This window comes from Ferrovibrio sp. GW821-FHT12E11 (assembly GCF_058806975.1).
On sequence record NZ_JBXAQG010000001.1, the window covers coordinates 3,856,712 to 3,876,695 of the forward strand.

The 19,984-nt window shown below is 63.3% G+C and carries 21 protein-coding genes and 1 tRNA gene; 6 read left to right on the forward strand and 16 right to left on the reverse strand.

Translation table 11 applies throughout. The annotated features are described in order from the left end of the window. The first annotated feature begins 61 nt into the window (after positions 1-61). From AC1ROT_RS19185 to AC1ROT_RS19200, 4 genes are read left to right on the forward strand one after another with little or no spacing between them, the layout of a single operon-like run. Positions 62-820: an ABC transporter ATP-binding protein gene (locus AC1ROT_RS19185; protein ID WP_492970939.1), complete on the forward strand. Its 759-nt coding sequence runs from the start codon at positions 62-64 to the stop codon at positions 818-820. Continuing rightward, positions 817-1,551 (forward strand): ABC transporter ATP-binding protein, encoded by a 735-nt coding sequence (locus AC1ROT_RS19190; RefSeq protein WP_493000921.1) that lies wholly within the window; start codon positions 817-819, stop codon positions 1,549-1,551. Before AC1ROT_RS19185 ends, AC1ROT_RS19190 begins: the two co-directional genes overlap by 4 nt. Further along, the gene (locus AC1ROT_RS19195; RefSeq protein ID WP_493000923.1) at positions 1,548-2,438 is read left to right on the forward strand and encodes a branched-chain amino acid ABC transporter permease; all 891 of its coding nucleotides are present in this window, start codon (positions 1,548-1,550) and stop codon (positions 2,436-2,438) included. The genes AC1ROT_RS19190 and AC1ROT_RS19195 overlap by 4 nt, the downstream gene beginning before the upstream one ends. Then, a complete protein-coding gene (locus tag AC1ROT_RS19200; protein ID WP_492970936.1) occupies positions 2,435-3,388 on the forward strand; it encodes a branched-chain amino acid ABC transporter permease in 954 nt (317 codons plus the stop codon). Before AC1ROT_RS19195 ends, AC1ROT_RS19200 begins: the two co-directional genes overlap by 4 nt. A gap of 21 nt (positions 3,389-3,409) precedes the next feature. Here AC1ROT_RS19200 and AC1ROT_RS19205 read toward each other — a convergent pair. From AC1ROT_RS19205 to AC1ROT_RS19225, 5 genes are all read right to left on the reverse strand, one after another. Beyond that, a tRNA-Val gene (locus AC1ROT_RS19205) sits at positions 3,410-3,484 on the reverse strand. Between the two features lie 80 nt (positions 3,485-3,564). Beyond that, positions 3,565-4,884 (reverse strand): MFS family transporter, encoded by a 1,320-nt coding sequence (locus AC1ROT_RS19210; RefSeq protein WP_493000925.1) that lies wholly within the window; start codon positions 4,882-4,884, stop codon positions 3,565-3,567. A 208-nt stretch (positions 4,885-5,092) separates the two neighbouring features. After that, complete coding sequence (locus AC1ROT_RS19215) at positions 5,093-5,596, reverse strand: isoprenylcysteine carboxyl methyltransferase family protein (protein ID WP_493000926.1); 504 nt, start codon at positions 5,594-5,596, stop codon at positions 5,093-5,095. Continuing rightward, complete coding sequence (locus tag AC1ROT_RS19220) at positions 5,593-6,660, reverse strand: type III polyketide synthase (protein WP_493000928.1); 1,068 nt, start codon at positions 6,658-6,660, stop codon at positions 5,593-5,595. The genes AC1ROT_RS19215 and AC1ROT_RS19220 overlap by 4 nt, the downstream gene beginning before the upstream one ends. A gap of 96 nt (positions 6,661-6,756) precedes the next feature. Continuing rightward, complete coding sequence (locus AC1ROT_RS19225; RefSeq protein WP_493000930.1) at positions 6,757-7,848, reverse strand: alkene reductase; 1,092 nt, start codon at positions 7,846-7,848, stop codon at positions 6,757-6,759. Positions 7,849-8,086: 238 nt separating this feature from the next. Here AC1ROT_RS19225 and AC1ROT_RS19230 point away from each other — a divergent pair, with 238 nt between their 5' ends. Further along, complete coding sequence (locus tag AC1ROT_RS19230) at positions 8,087-8,641, forward strand: hypothetical protein (RefSeq protein ID WP_492970931.1); 555 nt, start codon at positions 8,087-8,089, stop codon at positions 8,639-8,641. Further along, positions 8,634-9,206, forward strand: a complete 573-nt coding sequence (locus tag AC1ROT_RS19235; RefSeq protein ID WP_492970930.1) for a hypothetical protein — start codon at positions 8,634-8,636, stop codon at positions 9,204-9,206. Before AC1ROT_RS19230 ends, AC1ROT_RS19235 begins: the two co-directional genes overlap by 8 nt. Positions 9,207-9,367: 161 nt before the next feature. On the opposite strand, the gene AC1ROT_RS19240 is transcribed toward AC1ROT_RS19235, so the two are convergent. The 11 genes from AC1ROT_RS19240 to alr form a co-directional block, all read right to left on the reverse strand. Next, positions 9,368-10,648: an FCSD flavin-binding domain-containing protein gene (locus AC1ROT_RS19240; protein WP_493000932.1), complete on the reverse strand. Its 1,281-nt coding sequence runs from the start codon at positions 10,646-10,648 to the stop codon at positions 9,368-9,370. Between the two features lie 14 nt (positions 10,649-10,662). Continuing rightward, positions 10,663-10,974 carry a c-type cytochrome gene (locus tag AC1ROT_RS19245; protein ID WP_492970928.1) on the reverse strand — a complete coding sequence of 104 codons (312 nt, stop codon included), beginning with the start codon at positions 10,972-10,974 and terminating at the stop codon, positions 10,663-10,665. A gap of 103 nt (positions 10,975-11,077) precedes the next feature. Continuing rightward, positions 11,078-11,920, reverse strand: a complete 843-nt coding sequence (locus AC1ROT_RS19250; RefSeq protein WP_493000934.1) for a DMT family transporter — start codon at positions 11,918-11,920, stop codon at positions 11,078-11,080. A gap of 42 nt (positions 11,921-11,962) precedes the next feature. Continuing rightward, the gene (locus AC1ROT_RS19255) at positions 11,963-12,730 is read right to left on the reverse strand and encodes a hypothetical protein (protein ID WP_493000936.1); all 768 of its coding nucleotides are present in this window, start codon (positions 12,728-12,730) and stop codon (positions 11,963-11,965) included. An 11-nt stretch (positions 12,731-12,741) separates the two neighbouring features. After that, a complete protein-coding gene (locus AC1ROT_RS19260; protein WP_493000938.1) occupies positions 12,742-13,455 on the reverse strand; it encodes an SDR family NAD(P)-dependent oxidoreductase in 714 nt (237 codons plus the stop codon). A 28-nt stretch (positions 13,456-13,483) separates the two neighbouring features. Further along, positions 13,484-14,941 (reverse strand): amidophosphoribosyltransferase, encoded by a 1,458-nt coding sequence (purF, locus tag AC1ROT_RS19265; RefSeq protein WP_492970924.1) that lies wholly within the window; start codon positions 14,939-14,941, stop codon positions 13,484-13,486. Positions 14,942-14,999: 58 nt separating this feature from the next. Beyond that, positions 15,000-15,659 carry a CvpA family protein gene (locus tag AC1ROT_RS19270; protein ID WP_492970923.1) on the reverse strand — a complete coding sequence of 220 codons (660 nt, stop codon included), beginning with the start codon at positions 15,657-15,659 and terminating at the stop codon, positions 15,000-15,002. Between the two features lie 4 nt (positions 15,660-15,663). Then, on the reverse strand, positions 15,664-17,115 hold the full coding sequence (radA, locus tag AC1ROT_RS19275) for a DNA repair protein RadA (RefSeq protein ID WP_493000940.1): 1,452 nt from the start codon (positions 17,113-17,115) through the stop codon (positions 15,664-15,666). Continuing rightward, positions 17,115-17,891, reverse strand: coding sequence for an ABC transporter ATP-binding protein (locus AC1ROT_RS19280; RefSeq protein ID WP_492970921.1), 777 nt, complete (start codon positions 17,889-17,891; stop codon positions 17,115-17,117). The genes radA and AC1ROT_RS19280 overlap by 1 nt, the downstream gene beginning before the upstream one ends. Continuing rightward, complete coding sequence (locus AC1ROT_RS19285) at positions 17,888-18,664, reverse strand: MlaE family ABC transporter permease (protein ID WP_492970920.1); 777 nt, start codon at positions 18,662-18,664, stop codon at positions 17,888-17,890. The genes AC1ROT_RS19280 and AC1ROT_RS19285 overlap by 4 nt, the downstream gene beginning before the upstream one ends. Next, a complete protein-coding gene (gene alr, locus AC1ROT_RS19290; RefSeq protein ID WP_493000941.1) occupies positions 18,661-19,812 on the reverse strand; it encodes an alanine racemase in 1,152 nt (383 codons plus the stop codon). Before alr ends, AC1ROT_RS19285 begins: the two co-directional genes overlap by 4 nt. Positions 19,813-19,984: the final 172 nt, after the last annotated feature.

The window sequence follows — 19,984 nt, forward strand, 5'->3', positions numbered from 1 at the left end:
ATTTCGGCCAGGGGACTGCCGGGCGATTGTCCGGCGGGTGTTTTCGGGGGCAGATCGGGGAATGCTGGAGTTGACGGGGGTGGTGAAGGAGTTCGGCGGTCTCAGGGCCGTCGACGATGTTTCCTTCCGTATTGAACCAGGAACCATCACTGGCCTGATCGGACCCAATGGCGCCGGCAAGACCACATTGTTCAATATGATGGCCGGGGCCTACCGTCCGAGCGCCGGTCAGATCAGCTTCAACGGCGAACGGATCGACCACCTGCCGCATTTCCGCATCTTCAAGCGCGGGCTGGTGCGTACCTTCCAGATTCCCCGCCCCTTTGGTGAAATGTCGGTACTGGAAAACATGATGCTGGTGCCGATGGGGCAGGTCGGCGAGCGCTTCTGGAATACCTGGATCCGCGGCGCTGCCGTGCGGGCCGAGGAACGCCGCAACCGCGACAAGGCCCGCGATATCCTCGACTTCATCGGATTGCTCCGGCTGGCCAACCAGCCGGCACGGACCCTTTCGGGCGGACAGCTGAAGCTGCTCGAGATCGGCCGCGCCCTGATGTCGGAACCCAAGATGCTGCTGCTGGATGAACCCGGTGCCGGCGTGAACCCGACCCTGTTGGGTGAGATTATCGACCGCATTGCGGAACTCCAGCGCCGCGGCATCACCTTCCTGATTATCGAACACAATATGGATCTGGTGATGAATCTCTGCCGGCCGGTGGTGGTTCTGGCGGCTGGCAAGCTGTTGATGCAGGGCGAGCCGCGCGACGTGCAGCGCGATCCGCGTGTGCTGGATGCCTATCTGGGCGGAGCACCGGCATGAGTGCACCTTTGCCGCTGGCAATCCGCGAGCTGGTCGCCGGCTATGTTCCCGGCGTCCCCATTCTGCGTGGCGTCTCGCTGCATGTGGAGCCCGGCGAGATCGTGACCGTGCTGGGGCCGAACGGCGCCGGCAAGTCCACGATGCTCAAGGCGATTGCCGGCCTGGTGCCGGTCCAGTCCGGACAGGCGCTGCTGCATGGCCAGGATATCACCGGCCACAAGACGCATATGCTGGTTCGTCAGGGCCTGGCCTATGTGCCGCAGGTCGGCAATATCTTTGTCCGGCTTTCGGTGGCGGAGAATCTGGAGATTGGCACCTTCGCGGCCCGCGACAAGGCTGGAGACCGGCTGGAGCAGGTGCTGAGCCTGTTTCCGGATCTGCATCGCTTCCGCCGCCTGGCGGCCGGCAAGCTTTCCGGCGGCCAGCGCCAGATGGTTGCTGTCGGCCGAGCCCTGATGGCTGGTCCCACAGTGCTGATGCTGGATGAGCCTTCCGCAGGTCTGTCGCCCAAGATGACCGAGACTCTCTTCGCCAAACTCATCGACATTCGTAAGAGCGGCATCGCGATCCTGATGGTCGAACAGAATGCAAAGGCCGCATTGACCATTTCAGATCGCGGTTATGTGCTGGCAGAGGGGCGAGAGCATTTCGCCGGCACGGCCAGAACGCTGCTGGACAGCCCGGAAGTGGGCGCGCTCTATCTCGGCGCCGGGACGAGGCTCGCCTCATGATGCAGGTTCTGGTCGATGGTCTGGTTTCTGCTTCCTTCATTGCACTTGGCGTGATCGGGCTCTCGTTGGTTTATAATGTTCTGAATTTCCCGAGCTTCGCGCATGGGGATCATCTCACCATCGGTGCCTATTTTGCGGTGGTCATGGTGTTGCTGGCGGGTACAGCCGGCGCCATCGGATCCCTGACCTTCGGCTGGCCGGTTATTCTCGCCGCTTTCGGTGCGGCTATTCTCACCGGGTTGGTGGCGCAGTTGCTCGACCGGGCGGTTTATGGCCGCTTGCGCCGACAGGGATCGTCGCGCATCACCCTGATCATCGCTTCGTTTGGCGTGGCGCTCATGCTGCGGCACTTGGTGTCGATGTTCTTCGGGCCCGATCCGGTCTATTACAGCTTTGCCATCCAGCCGGCGCTCCGCCTCTGGGGCATCCGCATCACGCCGAATGAACTTGTGGTCCTTGCCGTGACGGTCGTTCTGGTGGTTGGCCTGCATCTCTTCCTCACCCGGACCAGGCTCGGAAAGGCCATGCGTGCGGTGGCCGAAAACCCTGCTCTTGCGCGGGTGAATGGCATCGACGTCGACGGCGTAATCCGCTGGACCTGGTTCATCGGCGCTGGGCTGGCGGCTATCGGCGGTGTTCTGTTCGGCATTGCCGTGGGCCTGCAGCCCTATTTCGGCTTCGAATTGCTGCTGCCCATGTTCGCGGCCCTGATTGTCGGCGGCATGACCAATGTCTATGGCGCGATCCTGGGGGCTGTGCTGATCGGTGTGGCGGAAAGTCTGACGGTCCGGTATTTCGCTGCGGAGTATCGTCAGGCGGTCTCCTTCATTGCCGTCATCATGGTGCTGATGCTGCGCCCGCAGGGCCTGTTCGGGGAGAAGGAATGATGGATGTCTTCTCCTATCTGATCTTCTTCCTGATTGTTGCCAGCATTTATTCTCTCAGTACGCTCGGCCTCAATCTGCAATGGGGTTTCACCGGCCTGATGAGCGTCGGCATCGTCGGTTATTTCGGCGTTGGCGCCTACACCGCCGCTTTTCTCACCGGTCCGGCCTATGCGGATGCCTTTGGGGGCTTTGGCCTGCCTGTGCCGCTGGGCTGGATCGGTGCAATGATCGTCTCTGGTCTTTTTGCATTGATCGTCGGTGTGCCCACCATCCGGTTACGCCACGATTTCCTGGCCATCGGCACATTCGGCATCGCGATCTGCATCCAGCTTCTGGCGATGAACTGGAAATCGGTCACGCGCGGTTTCGATGGACTCTATGGCATACCGAAGCCTTTCGCTGGCTGGCCGGGGACGCCGCTGGGCAACAACCTGGTTTATCTCGCACTGGTGCTGTGCATTGTCGGCCTGATCTACTGGGCGCTCGAACGGATGCTGCGTTCGCCCTGGGGACGCGTGTTGCGCGCGATCCGGGAGGATGAAGAGGCTGCGGGTGCGCTTGGCAAGAACGCCTTTGCCTTCCGGCTGCAATCCTTCGTGATCGGCTCCATGCTGATGGGTCTGTCTGGTGCGCTCTACGCCAGTTTCACCGGTTTTGTCAGCCCGCAGGACATGCTGCCGATTTTCACGTTCCAGGTTTTCGTGATGCTGACCGTCGGCGGGAATGGCAACAACAAGGGCGCCATTGTCGGCACCTTTGTGATCTGGGCCCTGTGGACATTGACCGAGAGCCTGCTGGGTGCGCTTCTGCCGGCTGGACTGAAAAATCAGGTGGCGTCCGCCCGCGTGGTGCTGGTTGGCCTGATTCTGGTCGGCATGCTGCTGTACCGGCCGCAGGGCCTGTTCCCGGAAGAACGTGTAGTCTCGCCCGAGGCCAGATTGCCCGAATAGGTCATCCGGATATGTGGGAAATGGTGGGCGGTGACGGGATCGAACCGCCGGCCACCTCGGTGTAAACGAGGCGCTCTACCGCTGAGCTAACCGCCCGCATCCGGTGTCCGGACGCGGGCTTTCTAGCAGAACAGCCGGGGGTAGGCCAGTTTTACGGCCAGGTAATTTCCCAGGTTTTATTCGACCGGATGATCGGTATGGCCAAGATGGTTATGGCGGCGGCTGTCCGGCATCCACAGCACGGCCAGCAGAGCCAGCAGGGCCATGCCGCTTACATAATAATAGAAGACCTCTTCCGCGCCCTGCGACTTGAACCACAGGGCGACATACTCGGCCGAGCCGCCGAAGGCCGCATTGCCCAGGGCATAGGACAGGCCAACGCCGAGGGCTCGCACCTCGGTGGGGAACAGTTCGGCCTTCACCAGGCCGCTGATCGAAGTATAGAAGCTGTTGATCGCCAGCGCGGTGAGGATCAGGCCAAAGGCTGCGTAGGGACTGGTCACGCTGCCGATGGCTGTGAGCAGCGGTACCGTGGCGATTGCAGTTAGTCCGGCAAAAGCGAGCAGTGCCGGTTTGCGACCGATGCGATCGGCCAGTGTGCCGAACAGCGGTTGCAGCAGCATGTAGACGAACAGTACGGCGGTCATCACCAGGCTGGCGGTTTTGGCATCCATGCTGGCGGTGTTGACCAGGTATTTCTGCATGTAGGTCGTGTAGGTGTAGAAGGCCAGTGAACCACCGGCCGTCAGGCCAAGCACCTGCAGAAAGGCTTTGTAGTGTTTTTTCAGGCCGGCAATCGTGCCGGCTTCTTTCTGCTGGCGCTTTGCAGCCGAGATCGTCTCAGGCAGCGAACGACGCAGCATCAGGGCGACGATGGCCAGTACGGCGCCGAGGAAGAAGGGAATGCGCCAGCCCCAGGCCATCAGCTCTTCGTGGCTCAGGAATTGCTGCATGATGACGAGGACCAGAACGGCCATCAGCTGGCCACCGATCAGGGTCACATACTGGAACGACGAGAAGAAGCCGCGATGCTTCGCCACGGCCACTTCGCTCATATAGGTGGCGCTGGTGCCATACTCGCCACCGACCGACAGGCCCTGCAGCAGGCGCGCCAGCACCAGAAGCACGGCGGCGGCCGGGCCGATATGTTCATAGGTCGGCAGAATGGCGATGATCAGCGAGCCACCGCACATCATCAGCACCGACAGCACCATGGCGGCGCGGCGGCCCTGACGGTCAGCGAAGCGGCCGAAGAACCAGCCGCCGATCGGGCGCATCAGGAAGCCGGCAGCAAAGACACCGGCAGCGTTCAGCAGCTGCGTGGTGGTGTCGCCCTTGGGGAAAAAGGCCGGCGCAAAATACAGGGCGCAGAAGGAATAGACGTAGAAGTCGAACCATTCGACCAGGTTGCCCGATGATCCGGCGACGATAGCCATGACGCGGCGACGGGTATCATGGGTGGTTGCCGGCTGATCGGCAAAAGCGGTGGTGGTCATGACGACTCCCTGCGGATTGGATGCGTGCTCGGCGCGGCGTGATAACGCCGCTGCAAACGGGAAGTTGCGGTATAGGCCGCAGAAAACCGCGCGCCAAGTCTGAGCGCAGACCGTTGCCGGATCGGTGTCGACGGTCACAGAATCTGGGCGCCAACCATGCTGAAGCTGCATGGTTGGCATGCATATCGAGCCAGAGTTTATGCGGTGTTTATGCCAGGTCGCGGCGAGGCTGCAGCGCGGATTCTTCGATGCGGATGCGATGACGCAACAACAGGCCGTTCAATATCGACCATAGCAGTGCGATCTGCCATGCACCGAAGGCCAGCGGCAGTATGGCGATCTCGGCAACCACCACCGCGTAATTCGGATGCCTGAGAAAGCGGAAGGGGCCATGCCGCACCAGCGGTGCATCGGGCAGGGTGATGATCCGCGTGGTCCAGTACGACCCCAGTGTTGCAACCACCCAGATCCGCAAACCCTGCATCAGGGCAAAGAGGCCAAGCAGCGGCCATGACGGCGGTGTTTCCGCGGGTACGGTTGCGGCGAGGGCGATCAGCCATGATGCATGCAGTATCACGAATAGCGGGTAATGTGCCGGCGCGATCTCCTGCGCGCCGCGGGTCAGCAGGCGTCGTGTGTTGCGTGCTGACCAAGCCAGCTCGGCCAGACGCTGAATGACCACGAAGGCCAGCACGGCCTGTAATACGGTCATGGCAGGTCAATCATCTGCAAGGCCGCAGTGAAGCCGGGGCCCAAGGCTGTCATCAGGTGACGACCGCGCGCACCGCCGGTCATCGCCGCCTGCAGTACAAACAGCACGGTGACGGATGACATGTTGCCATGGTGGCGCAGGGTATCGCGCGCATATCGCATGCTGCCCGCCGGCAGATCGAGGCAGGCTTCCAGTGCATCCAGTACCTTTGCACCGCCAGGGTGGCAGAGATAGCCGGCGATTTCATCGGCGGCGATGCCCTGTGCATCGAGGAAGCGATCAATCACCGGGCGCAGGTCATGGCGAACCAGATCCGGGATGTTGCCGGAGAAGACGACTTTCAGGCCATCGTCCAGCACATCCCAGCCCATCACATCCAGGGTATCGGGCCATGTATGTTCGGCACCGGCACCGATCGATGGCCGGTCGCCATGCTGGCTGGTGCAGATCACCGCGGCCGCAGCGCCATCGCCGAACAGCGCCGTGGCCACAATGTTACTTTTCGACCGGTCCTGATGGCGGAAGGTGAGGCCGCAGAGTTCGACAGCCAGGAACAAAATGCGGGCCTGCGGCTGTGCCCTGGCCATGGCGGCTGCCCGTGACAGGCCGAGCACGCCGCCGGCGCAGCCCAGACCGAAGATCGGCAGGCGCTGCACATCGCTGCGGAACCCCAGCCGCTGCATGAGGCGGGCATCCAGACTGGGCGTGGCGATGCCTGACGAGCAGACGGTCACCAGCATATCGATCTCACTGGCGTGCAGGCCGGCGGTTTCAATCGCATCCTGCGCGGCCGTCGCCAGCAACGCGACGGCATTGTCGAGGAACAGGGCGTTGCGCTCTGCGAAGCTGTGTGGTGCCGTGTACCAGTCGATCGGCACGCAAGAATGCCGATGTTCGATCTCGGCATTGCGATAGACCGGTGCGAGGCGCTGGAAGTCGCTGACCATCGGCGCGAAAATCTCGCCAGCGCGGCGCGCCACTTCCGCCTGCGGCAGATCGAAATCCGGGACTGCGGTTGCCAGCGACAGCAGACGCGGGACGGGCAGCCGGAACGCGCTGGTCATGAAGCCTCCGTGGTTGGACGCTACAGTATCCTGAACGTCCAGCCCCGCGCAGCCACACCCGGTCTCAAGCTTCGGTGATCGAGGTAAGCGTGCAGTTTACTCCGCAGCTACACCCAACGCAGGGTAGTCCGTATAGCCTTCGGCGCCGCCGCCATAGAGCGTGGCGCGATTGAGCGGCGCCAGTGGTGCTTTGCGGCGCAGGCGCTCGACCAGATCGGGATTGCTGATGAAGGGCCGGCCAAAGGCCACCATGTCGGCCCGGCCGCTGGTCACGGCCTCGGCAGCCATGTCGGGTGTATAGCCGTTATTGGTAATCCAGGTGTTGCGGAAGCGGCTGCGCAGCGCGCCGTAATCGAAGCCGGCGCCGAAATCGCGGTCGGCTCCGGTCGAGCCTTCGATCACATGCACATAGACCAGATTGAGGCGGTCGAGCTGTTCCACCACATGATTGAACAGCGGTTGCGGATCGCTGTCGCTGGCATCGTTGGCCGGGGTCACCGGTGAGATGCGGATGCCCGTACGCTCGGCACCGATCTCCTCGACCACGGCCGCGGCGGATTCCAGCAGCAGGCGGGCGCGGTTCTCGATGCTGTCGCCATAGGCGTCCGTGCGCTGGTTGATGCCATTGCGCAGGAACTGGTCCAGCAGATAGCCATTGGCGCCATGCAGCTCGACACCGTCAAAGCCGGCGGCAATGGCATTGGCGGCACCCTGGCGATAACCGGTGACAATACCCGGAAGTTCCTCCAGCTGCAGGGCGCGCGGCTCGGAAACATCCGTGAAGGTGCCGCCGACGAAGGTCTTGGTCTTCGCGCGGATGGCCGAAGGGGCGACCGGGGCCTGGCCATTGGGCTGCAGCGACACATGGCTGATGCGGCCGACATGCCAGAGTTGCAGGAAGATGTGGCCGCCTTTGGCATGCACGGCATCTGTGACCCGCTTCCAGCCGGCAACCTGCTCTGCGGAATGGATGCCGGGCGTATCCTGGTAGCCCTGGCCTTCAGGCACCACCTGGGTCGCTTCGGCGATGATCAGTCCGGCCGTGGCGCGCTGGGCGTAATACTCGGCCATCAGGTCTGTCGGCACATTGCTGCCGGGTATGGCGCGGTTGCGCGTCAGCGGCGCCATGGCAATGCGGTTGGAAAGCTGGAGCTTGCCGAGGCGGTACGAATCGAACAGCGATGTCATGGGGGAGGTGTCCGTGGAGAAGGAGGGCAGGAAGCAGGAAGTGCTTTAGAAAAAGCGCAGACCCGGTGAAAGGCAAGCGGCTGCAGAATTTTCATAACCATATGATATTAATAAGTATTTTTATTAATAAGCAATCGAAGAGAGAATTGATGAGAATTCAATTTCACCTTAAGGAGTAAACAACTGTTACTAGTATTAAACTGGTAACAGATCGGACAAACACCTTAATAGATTTCCCATGGCCGTTATCGATATCGCTATAGCCACGATCCCGGGGATGATCCTGCTGCTTGCCGTAGGCATCGGCGGAGATGCCCTTTCGGCGCTGGTGCGCAATATCGCCATGAGCCGCTTCGATCTGGGGCGCCTGAGCACCCTGGGCGATCTGGCGCGGCGCAGTTACCAGGAACAGGCCGGCCGGCTGGAAGAAAAGAACAAGGAACTGATGGCGGTCGAGAGCCAGTATCTCGGTATCGCCCGGGAGCTGCAGAGCCTGCGTTATGCCGAGGCTGCGCTGCAGGATCCGCACAACAACACCCTCTTTGAAGTGGGTAAGCCGCTCGCCGGCAGCCCCGGCTGGTATGTCAAACTGCTGCTGCACCGCAAGCACGCCATGTTCAATGGCATGGGCACGGTCCCGACCAATGCCGAGGGCTATCGCACCGGCCGCATGGTGATGTGGGGTGTCAATGCCGAGACGGCGCAGCAACTCTGCCGCCAGCGTTTCAGCAAGGATGCCTCGGTGTTATCGATTCAACCCTTCAAGGGACGGGTGAAGCGCGCCGATGTTTGATCTCGACTTCATGACGCTGACCTATCTTCTGGTGCTGGCCGCAAACCTGGCGCTGATCCTGCTGGTCGGTAATCTGGCCATGGAGCGGGCCCGCGAGGCCTGGGCCGTCGTCGCCAGTCGCGCACGGATGGCGCAGACGCAGATCGAACACCTGAAGGATTCCACCGAGGCTGCCAGCATCAAGACATCGGAAGCCACGCAGAAGATCGAGGAGGCGCAGCGCAAGCTGGCCGATACGGAGAAGGAACTGGCTGCCGTGCGGCATCGTCATGATACCGAACCGCTGCCTTTCGTTTATTGCGTCACCCCGACCGAGAATTTCGATCCCGGCGGCGCGGTATGGGAATTCCTGGTGCAGCACGACACCGAATCTCATGGCGAAACCGATCCGGACCATCATGCACGGCACTGGCTGAACGGACGCCTTTATCAGGTGCAGGCCGCCACACAGGCGGCGGCCAAGCGTCAGCTGGAGCGGCATCTGCCGGAAGCTGAAGGATTCCGCCTGACCCTGGTCCGGCGCCATGGTGACACATTGCTCGCGCAGCTTGCAGAAGCGAGTTGAACTAGCGTGGACCTGGCCTGTGACCATGGTCACAGTAAAGCTCCGGCCGGCTATGGAATAGTTTGCGGGTCAGCGTCGAGGGATGACCCTCGTAGTTCCCAACTGAGACCCCGGAGCCTTCTTGGCCCCGGGGTTTTTCTTTTTCAGCGACAGCAGGGATTTCAGCCGAAGCTGTCGGCGATGATGCCGGCATACCAGCCCAGCGTGAAATCGGCTTCCGACTTGCGCTGGGCCGCATTGGCGTTGCCCGGGGAAACGCCACCGGAATTCGGCACCTCCGCCACGCCCTGCGGACCCGGCCGATAGGTGCCGGTGACCGAGATGCCGTAATCCGGCGTCACCAGGCTGTAGCAGGTGTTGTGGAAGACCGTGGCTGGCGGCGTGGTGCCGTGCAGGGACGACACGATATTCGCGGCCACCACCTTGGCCTGGCTGTTTGCCGCCGTGCCGGATTTCGGCATGGCGCCGGCAATCGAGGCATCGCCCAGCACATAAACATTGGCTGCCTTGCGCGAGGCGAAGGTCGCCGGATCGACGGCGCACCAGCCATTGCTTTCGGCCAGACCGGCGTCCAGTGCGATCTTGCCCGCCGTCTGCGGCGGGATGACGTTGATGACTGCGCCTTTCTCCTTGCCGAAGCCGGCCGTCACCGTCATGCCCTTGGGATCGACGCTCTCCACCTTGCCGCCATCCTTGCCGGCGACCCAGGTGATCATGCCGGGATACTGGCTTTCCCAGCCGGCCATGAACAGGCCCTGCTTGGAGAATGCATCCTTGGCATCCAGCACCAGGATCTTCGACTTCGGCTTCTTCGCCTTCAGATACCAGGCGATCATGCTGACGCGCTCATACGGTCCGGGTGGGCAACGGAACGGGTTGGCGGGTGGCGCGACGATCACGGTGCCGCCATCGGGCATGGCTTCCAGCTGCTTGCGCAACAGCAGGGTCTGCGTACCGGCCTTCCAGGCATGCGGCATGGTGCTGTTGGCAGCCTGCTCGCTGTAGCCGGCGACGCCAGCGTAATTCAGCTCGATGCCTGGCGCGACAACCAGCCTGTCATAAGGCAGCACGCTGCCATCCTTCAGACGCACCTGACGGGCGTTGGTATCCACGGCGCTGGCTTCGCCGCGGACCAGTCGCACACCATAGCGCTGGCGCAGCGGATCGCGGCGATGGGTGATGCTGTTGATGTCACGGATGCCGGCCAGAACGTAGTTCGAGAACGGGCAGGTGATGTAGGTGGCATCGCGCTCCACCAGAACCACATCGGTCTCTGGGGCAAACAGCTTGATGTAACGCGCTGCCGTGGCGCCGCCAAAGCCGCCGCCGATAACGACGACGCGGCCCGCTGCGCTTTGCGCACTGGCGATATGGGGCAGACCGAAAGCTGCTGCAGACGCGGCGCCGGCGGCGAGAATCTGACGACGAGAGAAAGTGGTCATGGCTGGTCTCCCGCTCAGTTCTTCGACAGATAATCGGCAAGCGCTTTCAGCTGCTCGTCGGAATAGCCGCGCGCGATGCGGCCCATGATCGTGTAAGGGCGTTTGTCGGTCTTGAATTCGATCAGCGAGGTATAGATCGCATTGGCATCCGCGCCACGAATAGGCGGCATGGTGGGCGAGATATACGATGCGCTGCCGTGGCACACGTTGCAGGTTTGGACGGCAAGGGCCGTATCGCTGATGGCTGCGGTGCGCTGCTGCGCGGAGGCCGCGCTACTGGCGGCAATGACGGTGACAACCGCCAGAATGAATGTCGGGGCACGCATGGACTTCCTCCCTGGATTACCTGCGGAGGCGAGACTAAGCGGCTGGCATTATTATATCAAATCAAAATGTTAATGTCGTTTTTATACAAATTTTTGTCGTAATTTATTCGCTGGATGTGCGGCTGGCCAGGAGGATGGCCCCCACAATCATCGCGGCGCCGGCAATCATGGTGGTATCCAGCTTTTCGCCATAGGCCACCACACCGACGATCAGTGCTGTCACCAGTTCGCTGGCGCCGGCAACCGCGGTGCGTTCGGCGCCGGCGATCGGGGCGCCGTACAGCAGCAACCCCAATGCGCCTACGGTGCTGACGATGGCAAGGCCGACGGTCGCGCCCCAGCCACCGGCCGAGACCGGCATGGCAATATGCCCATCCAGGATCAGTCCGAGCGCCAGCATGGCGAGCAGGCCACCGAGGAAGACGCCGCCGAGCCGCACCGGGATTGCCACACGGCTCAGCCGTTTCGCCGCAACATGCACGAAGATGGCGTAGCCAAAAGGCGGAATGAAAGCCATGCCGACCGCCAGAAGATTGAGATCGCTGCCGAGGCCTGCCGGGGCAAGAATGAGGATCGCCGCCACCAGCACCAGCGCTGCGGCGCTTGCCGTGGGCCAGGTCAGCCGTTCATGGAAGAACAGCCAGCCGATCAGGATGACAAACAGGGGGTAGGTGAACAGGATCAACACCGTCAGTGCGACGGTGAGATGCTGCAGCGCCAGGAAGTAAAACAGGTTGATGCCCATATAGCCGGCACCGGTGAGAATCGCGACCAGCGTATCGCGGCGTGCGGCCAGCAGGCGGGGCAGGAACGGCAGCAGGCAGAGGAAGGCGATGCCGAAACGCCAGCTCAAGAGCGACAGCGGCGGCAGGCCGTCGGCATAGGCAGTGCGGGCAAAGAGCGGCATCAGGCCGAAGCCGATGGCGCCAAAGGCAACCAGCGCCATACCGGTTGCGGGGGAGCGAGACGGGGGCATGCCGTCGACGGTTCAGGTCGCGAAGGTCATCGTGATCGGCGACAGACGGCGGATCGATCCGGTCAGTGTCGTACCCGCCTTGAAGAAACGCAGGCCGGTGAAGGAGCCGGTGGTGACGATCTGACCTGGTTGCACACCGCCGCAGCGGTCACCGCATTCGCGCACCAGATCGGCCAGCATGCCAAAGGGCGTGCTGGTATTCAGTGTTGCGGGACCATTGCAGACATCCGTGCCATCAGCCACAAGCTGAACATCCGGCCTGTCGAAGTCTTCCGCGCGCCAGGTCTTGTTCAGCGGCGGGCCATAGATCAAGCCGGCGTTGAGCTGGAAATCAGCGAGTTGCCAGAGCTTGCTTGCCCCCTGCGGGTCGGCGAGCCGGCTGTCGACCACTTCAAAGACCGGCAATGGCGTCACGACGGCAGCCAGGTTCTGCATGAAGTCCGGCGCGTCGATGGCCGGTAGGACTCCGTCGATGCGGAAGCCGACTTCGAGTTCCAGGCCACGCAAGCGCGTCTCGGCCGGTTGCCGCATATCGGGTGCTGCGCGGATCAGGTCGGCGCGGATCGGCGAACAGATCAGCGGCTGGTCGGCACCGGCACGTCCGACTTTCCAGCCACCGACTTTCGCACCCAGTCCGTGCATCACGCCGGACTGGATGACATAGGCATCGGCGATGCTGAGCGGCGCTGCCGCATCGGTCGCCTCGACCAGTGGCCCCCCGCGCCGCGCCGCCAGCAGACGGTCAATCACATCGGCATGGCGTGGCGTGGCCTCGGACATGATCTGTCGGACTATTTGCGGAAGTCGCGGGCGGCGAGGGTTTCGCCGTTGCGTGCGCAGGAGTCTTCGCCCAGCGCAACGAATACTTCCGTGATTTCCTCGGGCAGCGGCACGCTGTTCACGTCCTCGCCCGGATAAGCCTCCGCACGCATCTTGGTGCGCGTGCCGCCGGGATCCACCAGATTGGCGCGAATGTTGCTTTTCTCGTTTTCCTTGGCATAAGCCAGCACCAGGTTCTCGAGCGCGGCTTTCGAGGCCGCGTAGGCGCCCCAGTAGGCGCGCACGGTGTGCCCGACGCTGGAGGTGACAAAGATGGCGCGCCCGGCCGGCGCGGCGAACAGCAGCGGATGCACGGCGCGGATCAGGCGCTGGTTGGCATGCACATTCAGCCTGAACACCTGTTCCCACAGGTTCGGCGGATACTGATGCAGCGGCGTCATCCGGCCAAAGATGCCGGCATTGCCGACCAGGATATCGATGTGGCCGAAACGCTCCAGCAGCGGTGCCGCCAGGCCATCGATCATCTCGGTCTTTTCCAGATCGAGCGGTATCAGGGTGGCGCTGCCGCCGATGGCCTTGATCTCGTCGTCCAGCTCTTCCAGCGCGCCGGTGGTGCGGGCGACGCAGATCACATGGGCGCCCTCGGCGGCATAGCGTTTGGCAATCGCGGCACCGATGCCGCGGCTGGCGCCGGTGATCAGCGCGATGCGGTCCTTAAGACGCATAACTCTTCTCTTCTGTCTTGGTGAGTGGTCAGCCGGTCTCGGCGAGCAGGGTGAGCTGGCGCGGACCGCGTGTGGTGCGGTTGACCTCGTCGGTCAGGCCGATCGGATAGTCGCCCGAGAAGCAGGCATCGCAGAAGGCCGGCTTGGCGGCATCCCGCGACGGGCGGCCCATGGCGCGATAGAGGCCTTCCATGGTCAGGAAGGCCAGGCTGTCGGCTTTGATGAACTTGGCCATTTCTTCAACCGTGTGGGTAGCGGCCAGCAGCTTGCTGCGTTCCGGCGTGTCGACACCGTAGAAGCAGCTATGCGTGGTCGGCGGTGAGGCGATGCGCATATGCACCTCCTTGGCGCCGGCGTCGCGCACCATCTCGACGATCTTGGTCGAGGTGGTGCCGCGTACGATGGAGTCGTCCACCAGAATGACCCGCTTGCCCTGGATATAGGCGCGGTTGGCGTTGTGCTTCAGCTTGACGCCCAGATGGCGGATCTGGTCGGTCGGTTCGATGAAGGTGCGGCCGACATAATGATTGCGGATGATGCCCAGCTCGAACGGGATGCCACTCTCGGCGGCATAACCGATGGCGGCCGGGACACCGGAATCCGGCACCGGGATGACCACATCGGCATCCACATGGTTCTCGCGGGCGAGTTCGGCGCCGATACGCTTGCGCGATTCATAGACGCTGAGGCCTTCGACCTGCGAGTCCGGGCGCGCGAAGTAGATGTATTCGAAGATGCAGAAGCGGCGCTGGACCGGAGGGAAGGGATGGTGGCTGTGGATACCCTCGGCATCGATGACGATCAGTTCACCTGGTTCGACGTCGCGCACGAAATCGGCACCCAGGATATCGAGTGCGCAGGTTTCCGACGCCAGGATCGGCGCGCCCTTCAGGGTGCCCAGCACCAGCGGCCGCACGCCCCAGGGGTCGCGCACGCCGATCAGCTTCTTCGGCGTCAGCGCCACCAGCGCATAGGCGCCTTCGACCTGCTTCAGCGCGTCGACGACCCGGTCGACCACCGTGGTCTTGCGGCTCAGCGCCACCAGATGGGTAATGACTTCGGTGTCCATGGTGGACTGGAAGATGCTGCCCTTGGCCACCAGATCGTCGCGGATATGACGGGCATTGGTCAGGTTGCCGTTATGGGCGAGCGCGATGCCGCCCAGTTCCAGATCGGCGTAGATCGGTTGCACGTTGCGCAGCAGCGTACCGCCCGAGGTGGAGTAGCGCACATGACCGATGGCGCTGTCGCCCGGCAGTTCGCGGATCACCTTCTCGGACGAGAAATTCGGCGCCACATGACCCAGCGCACGATGGCTGTTAAAGCGGCCTTCGTTATAGGCGACGATGCCGGCGGCCTCTTGGCCGCGATGCTGCAGGGCATGTAGTCCGAGGACGGTATTGGCGGCGGCGTCGGGCGTGCCGAACATGCCGAAAATGCCGCACTCCTCGTGCAGTTTGTCGTCGTCGAAGGGGTTCGTTTGCATTCCTAACGGCTCCATCGTCACGACGCATGCTGGGCAAGCAAAACCGGCTTCCGGCCGCTCAGGGCTTGTCCTGCGTGCGGATCAGACTTTCGATGCCCTGGCGTTCCTCGGTCTTATAGCCGGTTTGGCTGCGCGAGTCAGCGCCGCCGCCCGGTGTTGTATGGGTCGGAACCGGGGTTGAAACCGGTCTGCCCGAGTCTTTTTTGGCCGGCGCCCGGCCCGGATCCAGCTGCCGCAGGACCAGTTCCGCCGCCCAGTTGTAGCCCGCCTCGGCCAGAGGACGGGTTTTGGCATCCTGCAGCCAGGCCGGCCGGGTGTTTTCCGGTACCAGCCGGTCCACAACCCACCAGGCGACCACCACAATCACCGCGCCGCGCGCCAGACCGAACAGAAAGCCTAGGCTGCGGTCCACGGCAGAAACCGCTGCAGCCCGTCGAACCTGTTCGGAAATCCAGTGCGTGAGGATCGAACACAGAATCAGGGTCGGCAGAAACAGGGCGATGCCGGCCGCAATATCGGCGAAAATCCGTGACTCGATATAGGAGCGGGCCAGGTCGCGGGCAAGGGGGAAGAAGAAGTAGGTGGCCGCCAGGGCCGCCACCCAGCCGAGGATGGACAGGACTTCCTTCACGAAGCCGCGGAACAGCGCCAGCGTCGCCGAAAGCAGCAGGATGGCGATGACGATCAGGTCGACGATATTGACCGGCAGCGACGACATGCGGCTATTCCTCCTCGCCGGTCCAGGCGGCGCGGTCGTTGCGTCCGGCATTGGCCCGTTTGGCGGCCGCACGGGCGCCGGGGAAGAGTTCTACCAGTTCGGTCAGCCGCATCAGTTCGCTCGTTCCGATCGCCTTTACCTTACTTTTGCCGCCGGCCGGCATCACCGCATGCTCGAAGCCGAGCTTGGCGGCTTCCTTCAGCCGCGACTCGGACTGGCTGACCGGACGCACCTCGCCGGCCAGGCTGACCTCGCCGAAGAACACCGTGCGGTCCGGCGCCGGACTGTCGGCCAGTGCGGACAGCAGGGCGGCGGCCACGGCCAGATCGGCGGCCGGCTCGACCACGCGCAGCCCGCCAGCGACGTTGAGATAGACGTCGCAGCCGGAGTAACGCAAGCCGCATCTGGCGTCCAGCACGGCCAGAACCATGGACAGACGGCCCGAATCCCAGCCGACTACGGTGCGGCGTGGTGTCGCAAGCGGCGAGGGTGCGACCAGGGCCTGGATTTCCACCAATAACGGCCGCGTGCCTTCCATGCCGGCGAAAATCGCCGATCCCGCCACCGGGTCGCCCTTGCCGGCGTCCGAGCGGCCGAGGAACAGGGCCGAGGGGTTGGCCACTTCGGACAGGCCGGCATCGGTCATGCTGAACACGCCGATCTCGTCGGTGGCGCCGAAGCGGTTCTTCACAGCGCGCAGGATACGGAACTGGTGGCCGCGCTCGCCTTCGAAATACAGCACCGTATCGACCATATGCTCGACCACGCGGGGGCCGGCGATCTGGCCATCCTTGGTGACATGGCCGACCAGGAAGACCGAGGCATTCGATTGCTTGGCCACGCGCACCAGTTCATGGGCGCAGGCGCGCACTTGGTTCACGGTGCCCGGCGCGCTTTCAATATTGTCAGCGAAGATGGTCTGGATCGAGTCGATCACGATCACTGCCGGTGCGCCCTTGGCCTGCGCCATCGCCGCGTCGATGCCGGCGAGGATATCGCGCAGGCTGTTCGCCGAGGACAGCAGCACCGGCGCATCGGCGAGTCCTAAGCGCTGCGCGCGCAGGCCGATCTGCGCCACGGCTTCTTCGCCCGAGACATACAGCGCAGTCGTGCCTCGGCGCGCAAGTTGCGCGACAGCCTGCAACAGAATGGTGGATTTGCCGATGCCGGGATCGCCGCCGATCAGGATAGCCGAGCCGGGCACTAGGCCGCCGCCCAGAGCACGGTCGAATTCGTTGATGCCGCTGATCGTGCGCACCACCTTGTCGGGCTGTGCGCTTAAAGAGGCAAAGCCGATGGCCTTGCCCTTGCCGGTCGACAGGCCTTTCGGAACTGCAACTTTCGGGGCTTCCTGGACAATCGTGTTCCATTCGTCGCAGGCGTCGCAGCGGCCCTGCCATTTGCGGTAGGCGGCGCCGCAGGACTGGCAGACGAAGGAGTCGACGACTTTCGCCATCAGGGTTTCAGGATTTCCATCTGGATCGGACCTTCGGCCCGGCCATGGATGAACTGGTCGACATAGGCATTGCCCGAATGGTCGACCTGCTCGACCGGGCCATGCCAGATGATCTTGCCTTTGTAGATCATCGCAATGTAGTCGGCGATCTTGCGGGCGCTGGCCATGTCATGGGTGATGCTGAGGGTGGTGGCGCCCAGCTTGCGCACGCAGGACACGATCAGGTCGTTGATCACATCGGCCATGATCGGATCGAGGCCGGTTGTCGGTTCGTCGAAAAAGATGATTTCCGGTTCGGCGGCGATGGCGCGGGCCAGTGCGACGCGCTTCTGCATGCCGCCCGACAGTTCGGAGGGCGAAAGCTCGGCCACTTCCGGACTCAGGCCGACCTGGCCGAGCTTTTCCAGCGCGATATCCTTGGCTTCGTTGCGCGCCATGCGGCGGCCCTGGATCAGGCCAAAGGCGACGTTCTCCCAGACCTTCAGGGAGTCGAACAGCGCCGAGCCCTGGAACAGCATGCCGAACTTGCGCAGGGCGTCCTCACGCTCGCCATTGTCGAACTTCATCGAATCCTGGCCATCGATCAGGATCTGGCCGCTGTCGGGGCGAATCAGGCCCAGCACGCATTTCAGCATCACCGACTTGCCGGTGCCCGAGCCGCCGATCACCACCAGCGACTTGCCGCGCGGCACTTCCAACGACAGGCCGTCCAGCACGACCTTGCGGCCGAACTTCTTGTGCACGTCGCGCAGGAGGATTTTGGGCTGCTCGTTCATTTGCCGGCAAAGAACAGTTCGGTGACGAAATAGTTCGCGACCAGGATCAGGATCGAGGCCGAGACCACTGCATCCGTGGTGGCCTTGCCGACGCCCTGGGCGCCGCCCTTGGAATGGAAGCCGTGATAGCAGCCCATCAGGGCAATGACGAAGCCGAACACCGCCGCCTTGACCAGGCCGGAAACGACATCCAGCGTCTGCAGGAAGTCGATGGTGTTCTTCAGGTAGGTGCCGGCATTGAAGCCCAGCTTGTGGGTGGCGATCAGGTAGCCGCCCATCACGCCGATGATATCGGCCACCAGCACCAGCACCGGCAGCGACAGCGTGGCGGCCAGCAGGCGCGGCGCCACCAGGTATTTATAGGGGTTGGTCGACAGCGTGGTCAGCGCATCGATCTGCTCGGTCACCCGCATCGTTCCGATTTCAGCGGCCATAGCAGATGCCACGCGGCCGGCAACCATCAGGCCGCCCAGCACCGGGCCCAGTTCGCGGGTGATGCCCAGCACCACGATGCTGGCCACAGCGCTTTCGGCATTGAAGCGGCCGGCGCCGATGAAAATCTGCAGCGCCAGCACCATGCCGGTGAACAGCGCGGTCAGGCCCACGACGGGCAGCGAGAAATAGCCGATCGTCATCATCTGCCGCACCAGCAGGCGCAGGTAGAAGGGCGGCAGGACGATATGGCGCAGGCCGTTGAAGGCGAAGACGGCAACGCGGCCAAGGGCGCTCAGGAAGTCGATGAAGACGCGGCCGACAATCGCAAGCGGGTTCATGCAGCGCCGCCCTTGTAGACCCGGTGATAGCGCGCGCCGAGCTGGGTCAGCAGTTCATAGGCGTTGGTGCGGGCAGCATCCGCCTGTTCGTCGATGTCGATGCCGCCGCCGAGCAGACTGACGGCCGTGCCGGGTGCGCAGTCCTCATCGCCGAGCATGGAGACGTCGAGTGTGATCAGATCCATCGAGACCCGGCCTGCGATTGGCACTCGGACATGGCCTTGGCGACCCTTTATGACAGCGGTGCCCCGACCGGACAGCCCGCGTGAGAACCCGTCGGCGTAACCGACCGCCACGGTGGCAATTCGGCCCGGTTTTTCAACGACATAGCCGGCACCGTAGCCAACGCTCTGGCCCCTGTCAACGGAACGGACCTGAAGGATTTTACCTTGCAGATGAACCACTTCCGTCATGCGGGCGGCGGTATGTCGCGGGCTGTCGCCCGGGCCCAGCGGATTGGCGCCGTAAAGCGCGATTCCCGGTCGCAGGATGTCGTGGTGGTAATCCGGACCCAGGAAGAGGCCGGCCGAGTTGGCCAGGCTGCCCTTGAGCGCCGGGAAGCGCCGGCGCCACAGGGCGAAACGGTCGCGCTGCCGGGCATTCTCCGGGTGATCCGGTTCATCGGCGCAGGCCAGATGCGTCATCACGAAGTCGAGGGCGATGCCGTCCAGCATTGCTGGATCGGCCGCCACGATTTCGGCTTCCGCATCCGTGAGCCCCAGCCGGTTCATGCCGGTGTCGATATGCAGCGCGGCAGGCAGGCGGCGGCCGAGCCGCCTCGCGGCGGCCGACCAGGCGGCGATCTGCCCCGGCGTGGACAGGGTCGGGCTCAGATTGGCGGCGGCCAGTTCGTCTTCCAGGCCGGGCGAGGGGCCGTGCAGGATGTGGATGGTCGCGGCGTCCGGCAGCAGGGCGCGCAGTTCCAGGGCTTCCTCGGAATGCGCCACGAAAAACCGGCGGCAGCCGGCGCGATACAGGGCGGGCCCAACCTGGGCTGCGCCCGTACCATAGGCATCGGCCTTCAGGATGCCGGCGCATTCCGCGGCTGGCGCCATGGCCTTCACCCGGCGCCAGTTGCTGACCAGCGCATCGAGATCGATGGTGAGAATCGCCTGGTCGCCAGAGGGCGGTCTTGCGGAGAGCGTCATGGCCGGTGTTTAGCCCAGCCGGGCGGAAAGCGACAGGCTTAAATCGCCCGAAATGCGGTGTGTGCCGAAGGTCTTGCCGCCGCCAGCCGGGCAGGTGACACTGCCATGGGGGCCGGCCACGCAAGAGGGCTGTCACAACAACCGTGATCCAGCCATCTGTCTGTACCCGAGG

Bases quoted from the DNA above. Each gene is read 5' to 3' on its own strand.
- AC1ROT_RS19185 (WP_492970939.1), top strand. From the start codon at position 62: ATGCTGGAGTTGACGGGGGTGGTGAAGGAGTTCGGCGGTCTCAGGGCC.
- AC1ROT_RS19190 (WP_493000921.1), top strand. From the start codon at position 817: ATGAGTGCACCTTTGCCGCTGGCAATCCGCGAGCTGGTCGCCGGCTAT.
- AC1ROT_RS19195 (WP_493000923.1), top strand. From the start codon at position 1,548: ATGATGCAGGTTCTGGTCGATGGTCTGGTTTCTGCTTCCTTCATTGCA.
- AC1ROT_RS19200 (WP_492970936.1), top strand. From the start codon at position 2,435: ATGATGGATGTCTTCTCCTATCTGATCTTCTTCCTGATTGTTGCCAGC.
- AC1ROT_RS19210 (WP_493000925.1), bottom strand. From the start codon at position 4,884: ATGACCACCACCGCTTTTGCCGATCAGCCGGCAACCACCCATGATACC.
- AC1ROT_RS19215 (WP_493000926.1), bottom strand. From the start codon at position 5,596: ATGACCGTATTACAGGCCGTGCTGGCCTTCGTGGTCATTCAGCGTCTG.
- AC1ROT_RS19220 (WP_493000928.1), bottom strand. From the start codon at position 6,660: ATGACCAGCGCGTTCCGGCTGCCCGTCCCGCGTCTGCTGTCGCTGGCA.
- AC1ROT_RS19225 (WP_493000930.1), bottom strand. From the start codon at position 7,848: ATGACATCGCTGTTCGATTCGTACCGCCTCGGCAAGCTCCAGCTTTCC.
- AC1ROT_RS19230 (WP_492970931.1), top strand. From the start codon at position 8,087: ATGGCCGTTATCGATATCGCTATAGCCACGATCCCGGGGATGATCCTG.
- AC1ROT_RS19235 (WP_492970930.1), top strand. From the start codon at position 8,634: ATGTTTGATCTCGACTTCATGACGCTGACCTATCTTCTGGTGCTGGCC.
- AC1ROT_RS19240 (WP_493000932.1), bottom strand. From the start codon at position 10,648: ATGACCACTTTCTCTCGTCGTCAGATTCTCGCCGCCGGCGCCGCGTCT.
- AC1ROT_RS19245 (WP_492970928.1), bottom strand. From the start codon at position 10,974: ATGCGTGCCCCGACATTCATTCTGGCGGTTGTCACCGTCATTGCCGCC.
- AC1ROT_RS19250 (WP_493000934.1), bottom strand. From the start codon at position 11,920: ATGGCGCTGGTTGCCTTTGGCGCCATCGGCTTCGGCCTGATGCCGCTC.
- AC1ROT_RS19255 (WP_493000936.1), bottom strand. From the start codon at position 12,730: ATGTCCGAGGCCACGCCACGCCATGCCGATGTGATTGACCGTCTGCTG.
- AC1ROT_RS19260 (WP_493000938.1), bottom strand. From the start codon at position 13,455: ATGCGTCTTAAGGACCGCATCGCGCTGATCACCGGCGCCAGCCGCGGC.
- purF (WP_492970924.1), bottom strand. From the start codon at position 14,941: ATGCAAACGAACCCCTTCGACGACGACAAACTGCACGAGGAGTGCGGC.
- AC1ROT_RS19270 (WP_492970923.1), bottom strand. From the start codon at position 15,659: ATGTCGTCGCTGCCGGTCAATATCGTCGACCTGATCGTCATCGCCATC.
- radA (WP_493000940.1), bottom strand. From the start codon at position 17,115: ATGGCGAAAGTCGTCGACTCCTTCGTCTGCCAGTCCTGCGGCGCCGCC.
- AC1ROT_RS19280 (WP_492970921.1), bottom strand. From the start codon at position 17,891: ATGAACGAGCAGCCCAAAATCCTCCTGCGCGACGTGCACAAGAAGTTC.
- AC1ROT_RS19285 (WP_492970920.1), bottom strand. From the start codon at position 18,664: ATGAACCCGCTTGCGATTGTCGGCCGCGTCTTCATCGACTTCCTGAGC.
- alr (WP_493000941.1), bottom strand. From the start codon at position 19,812: ATGACGCTCTCCGCAAGACCGCCCTCTGGCGACCAGGCGATTCTCACC.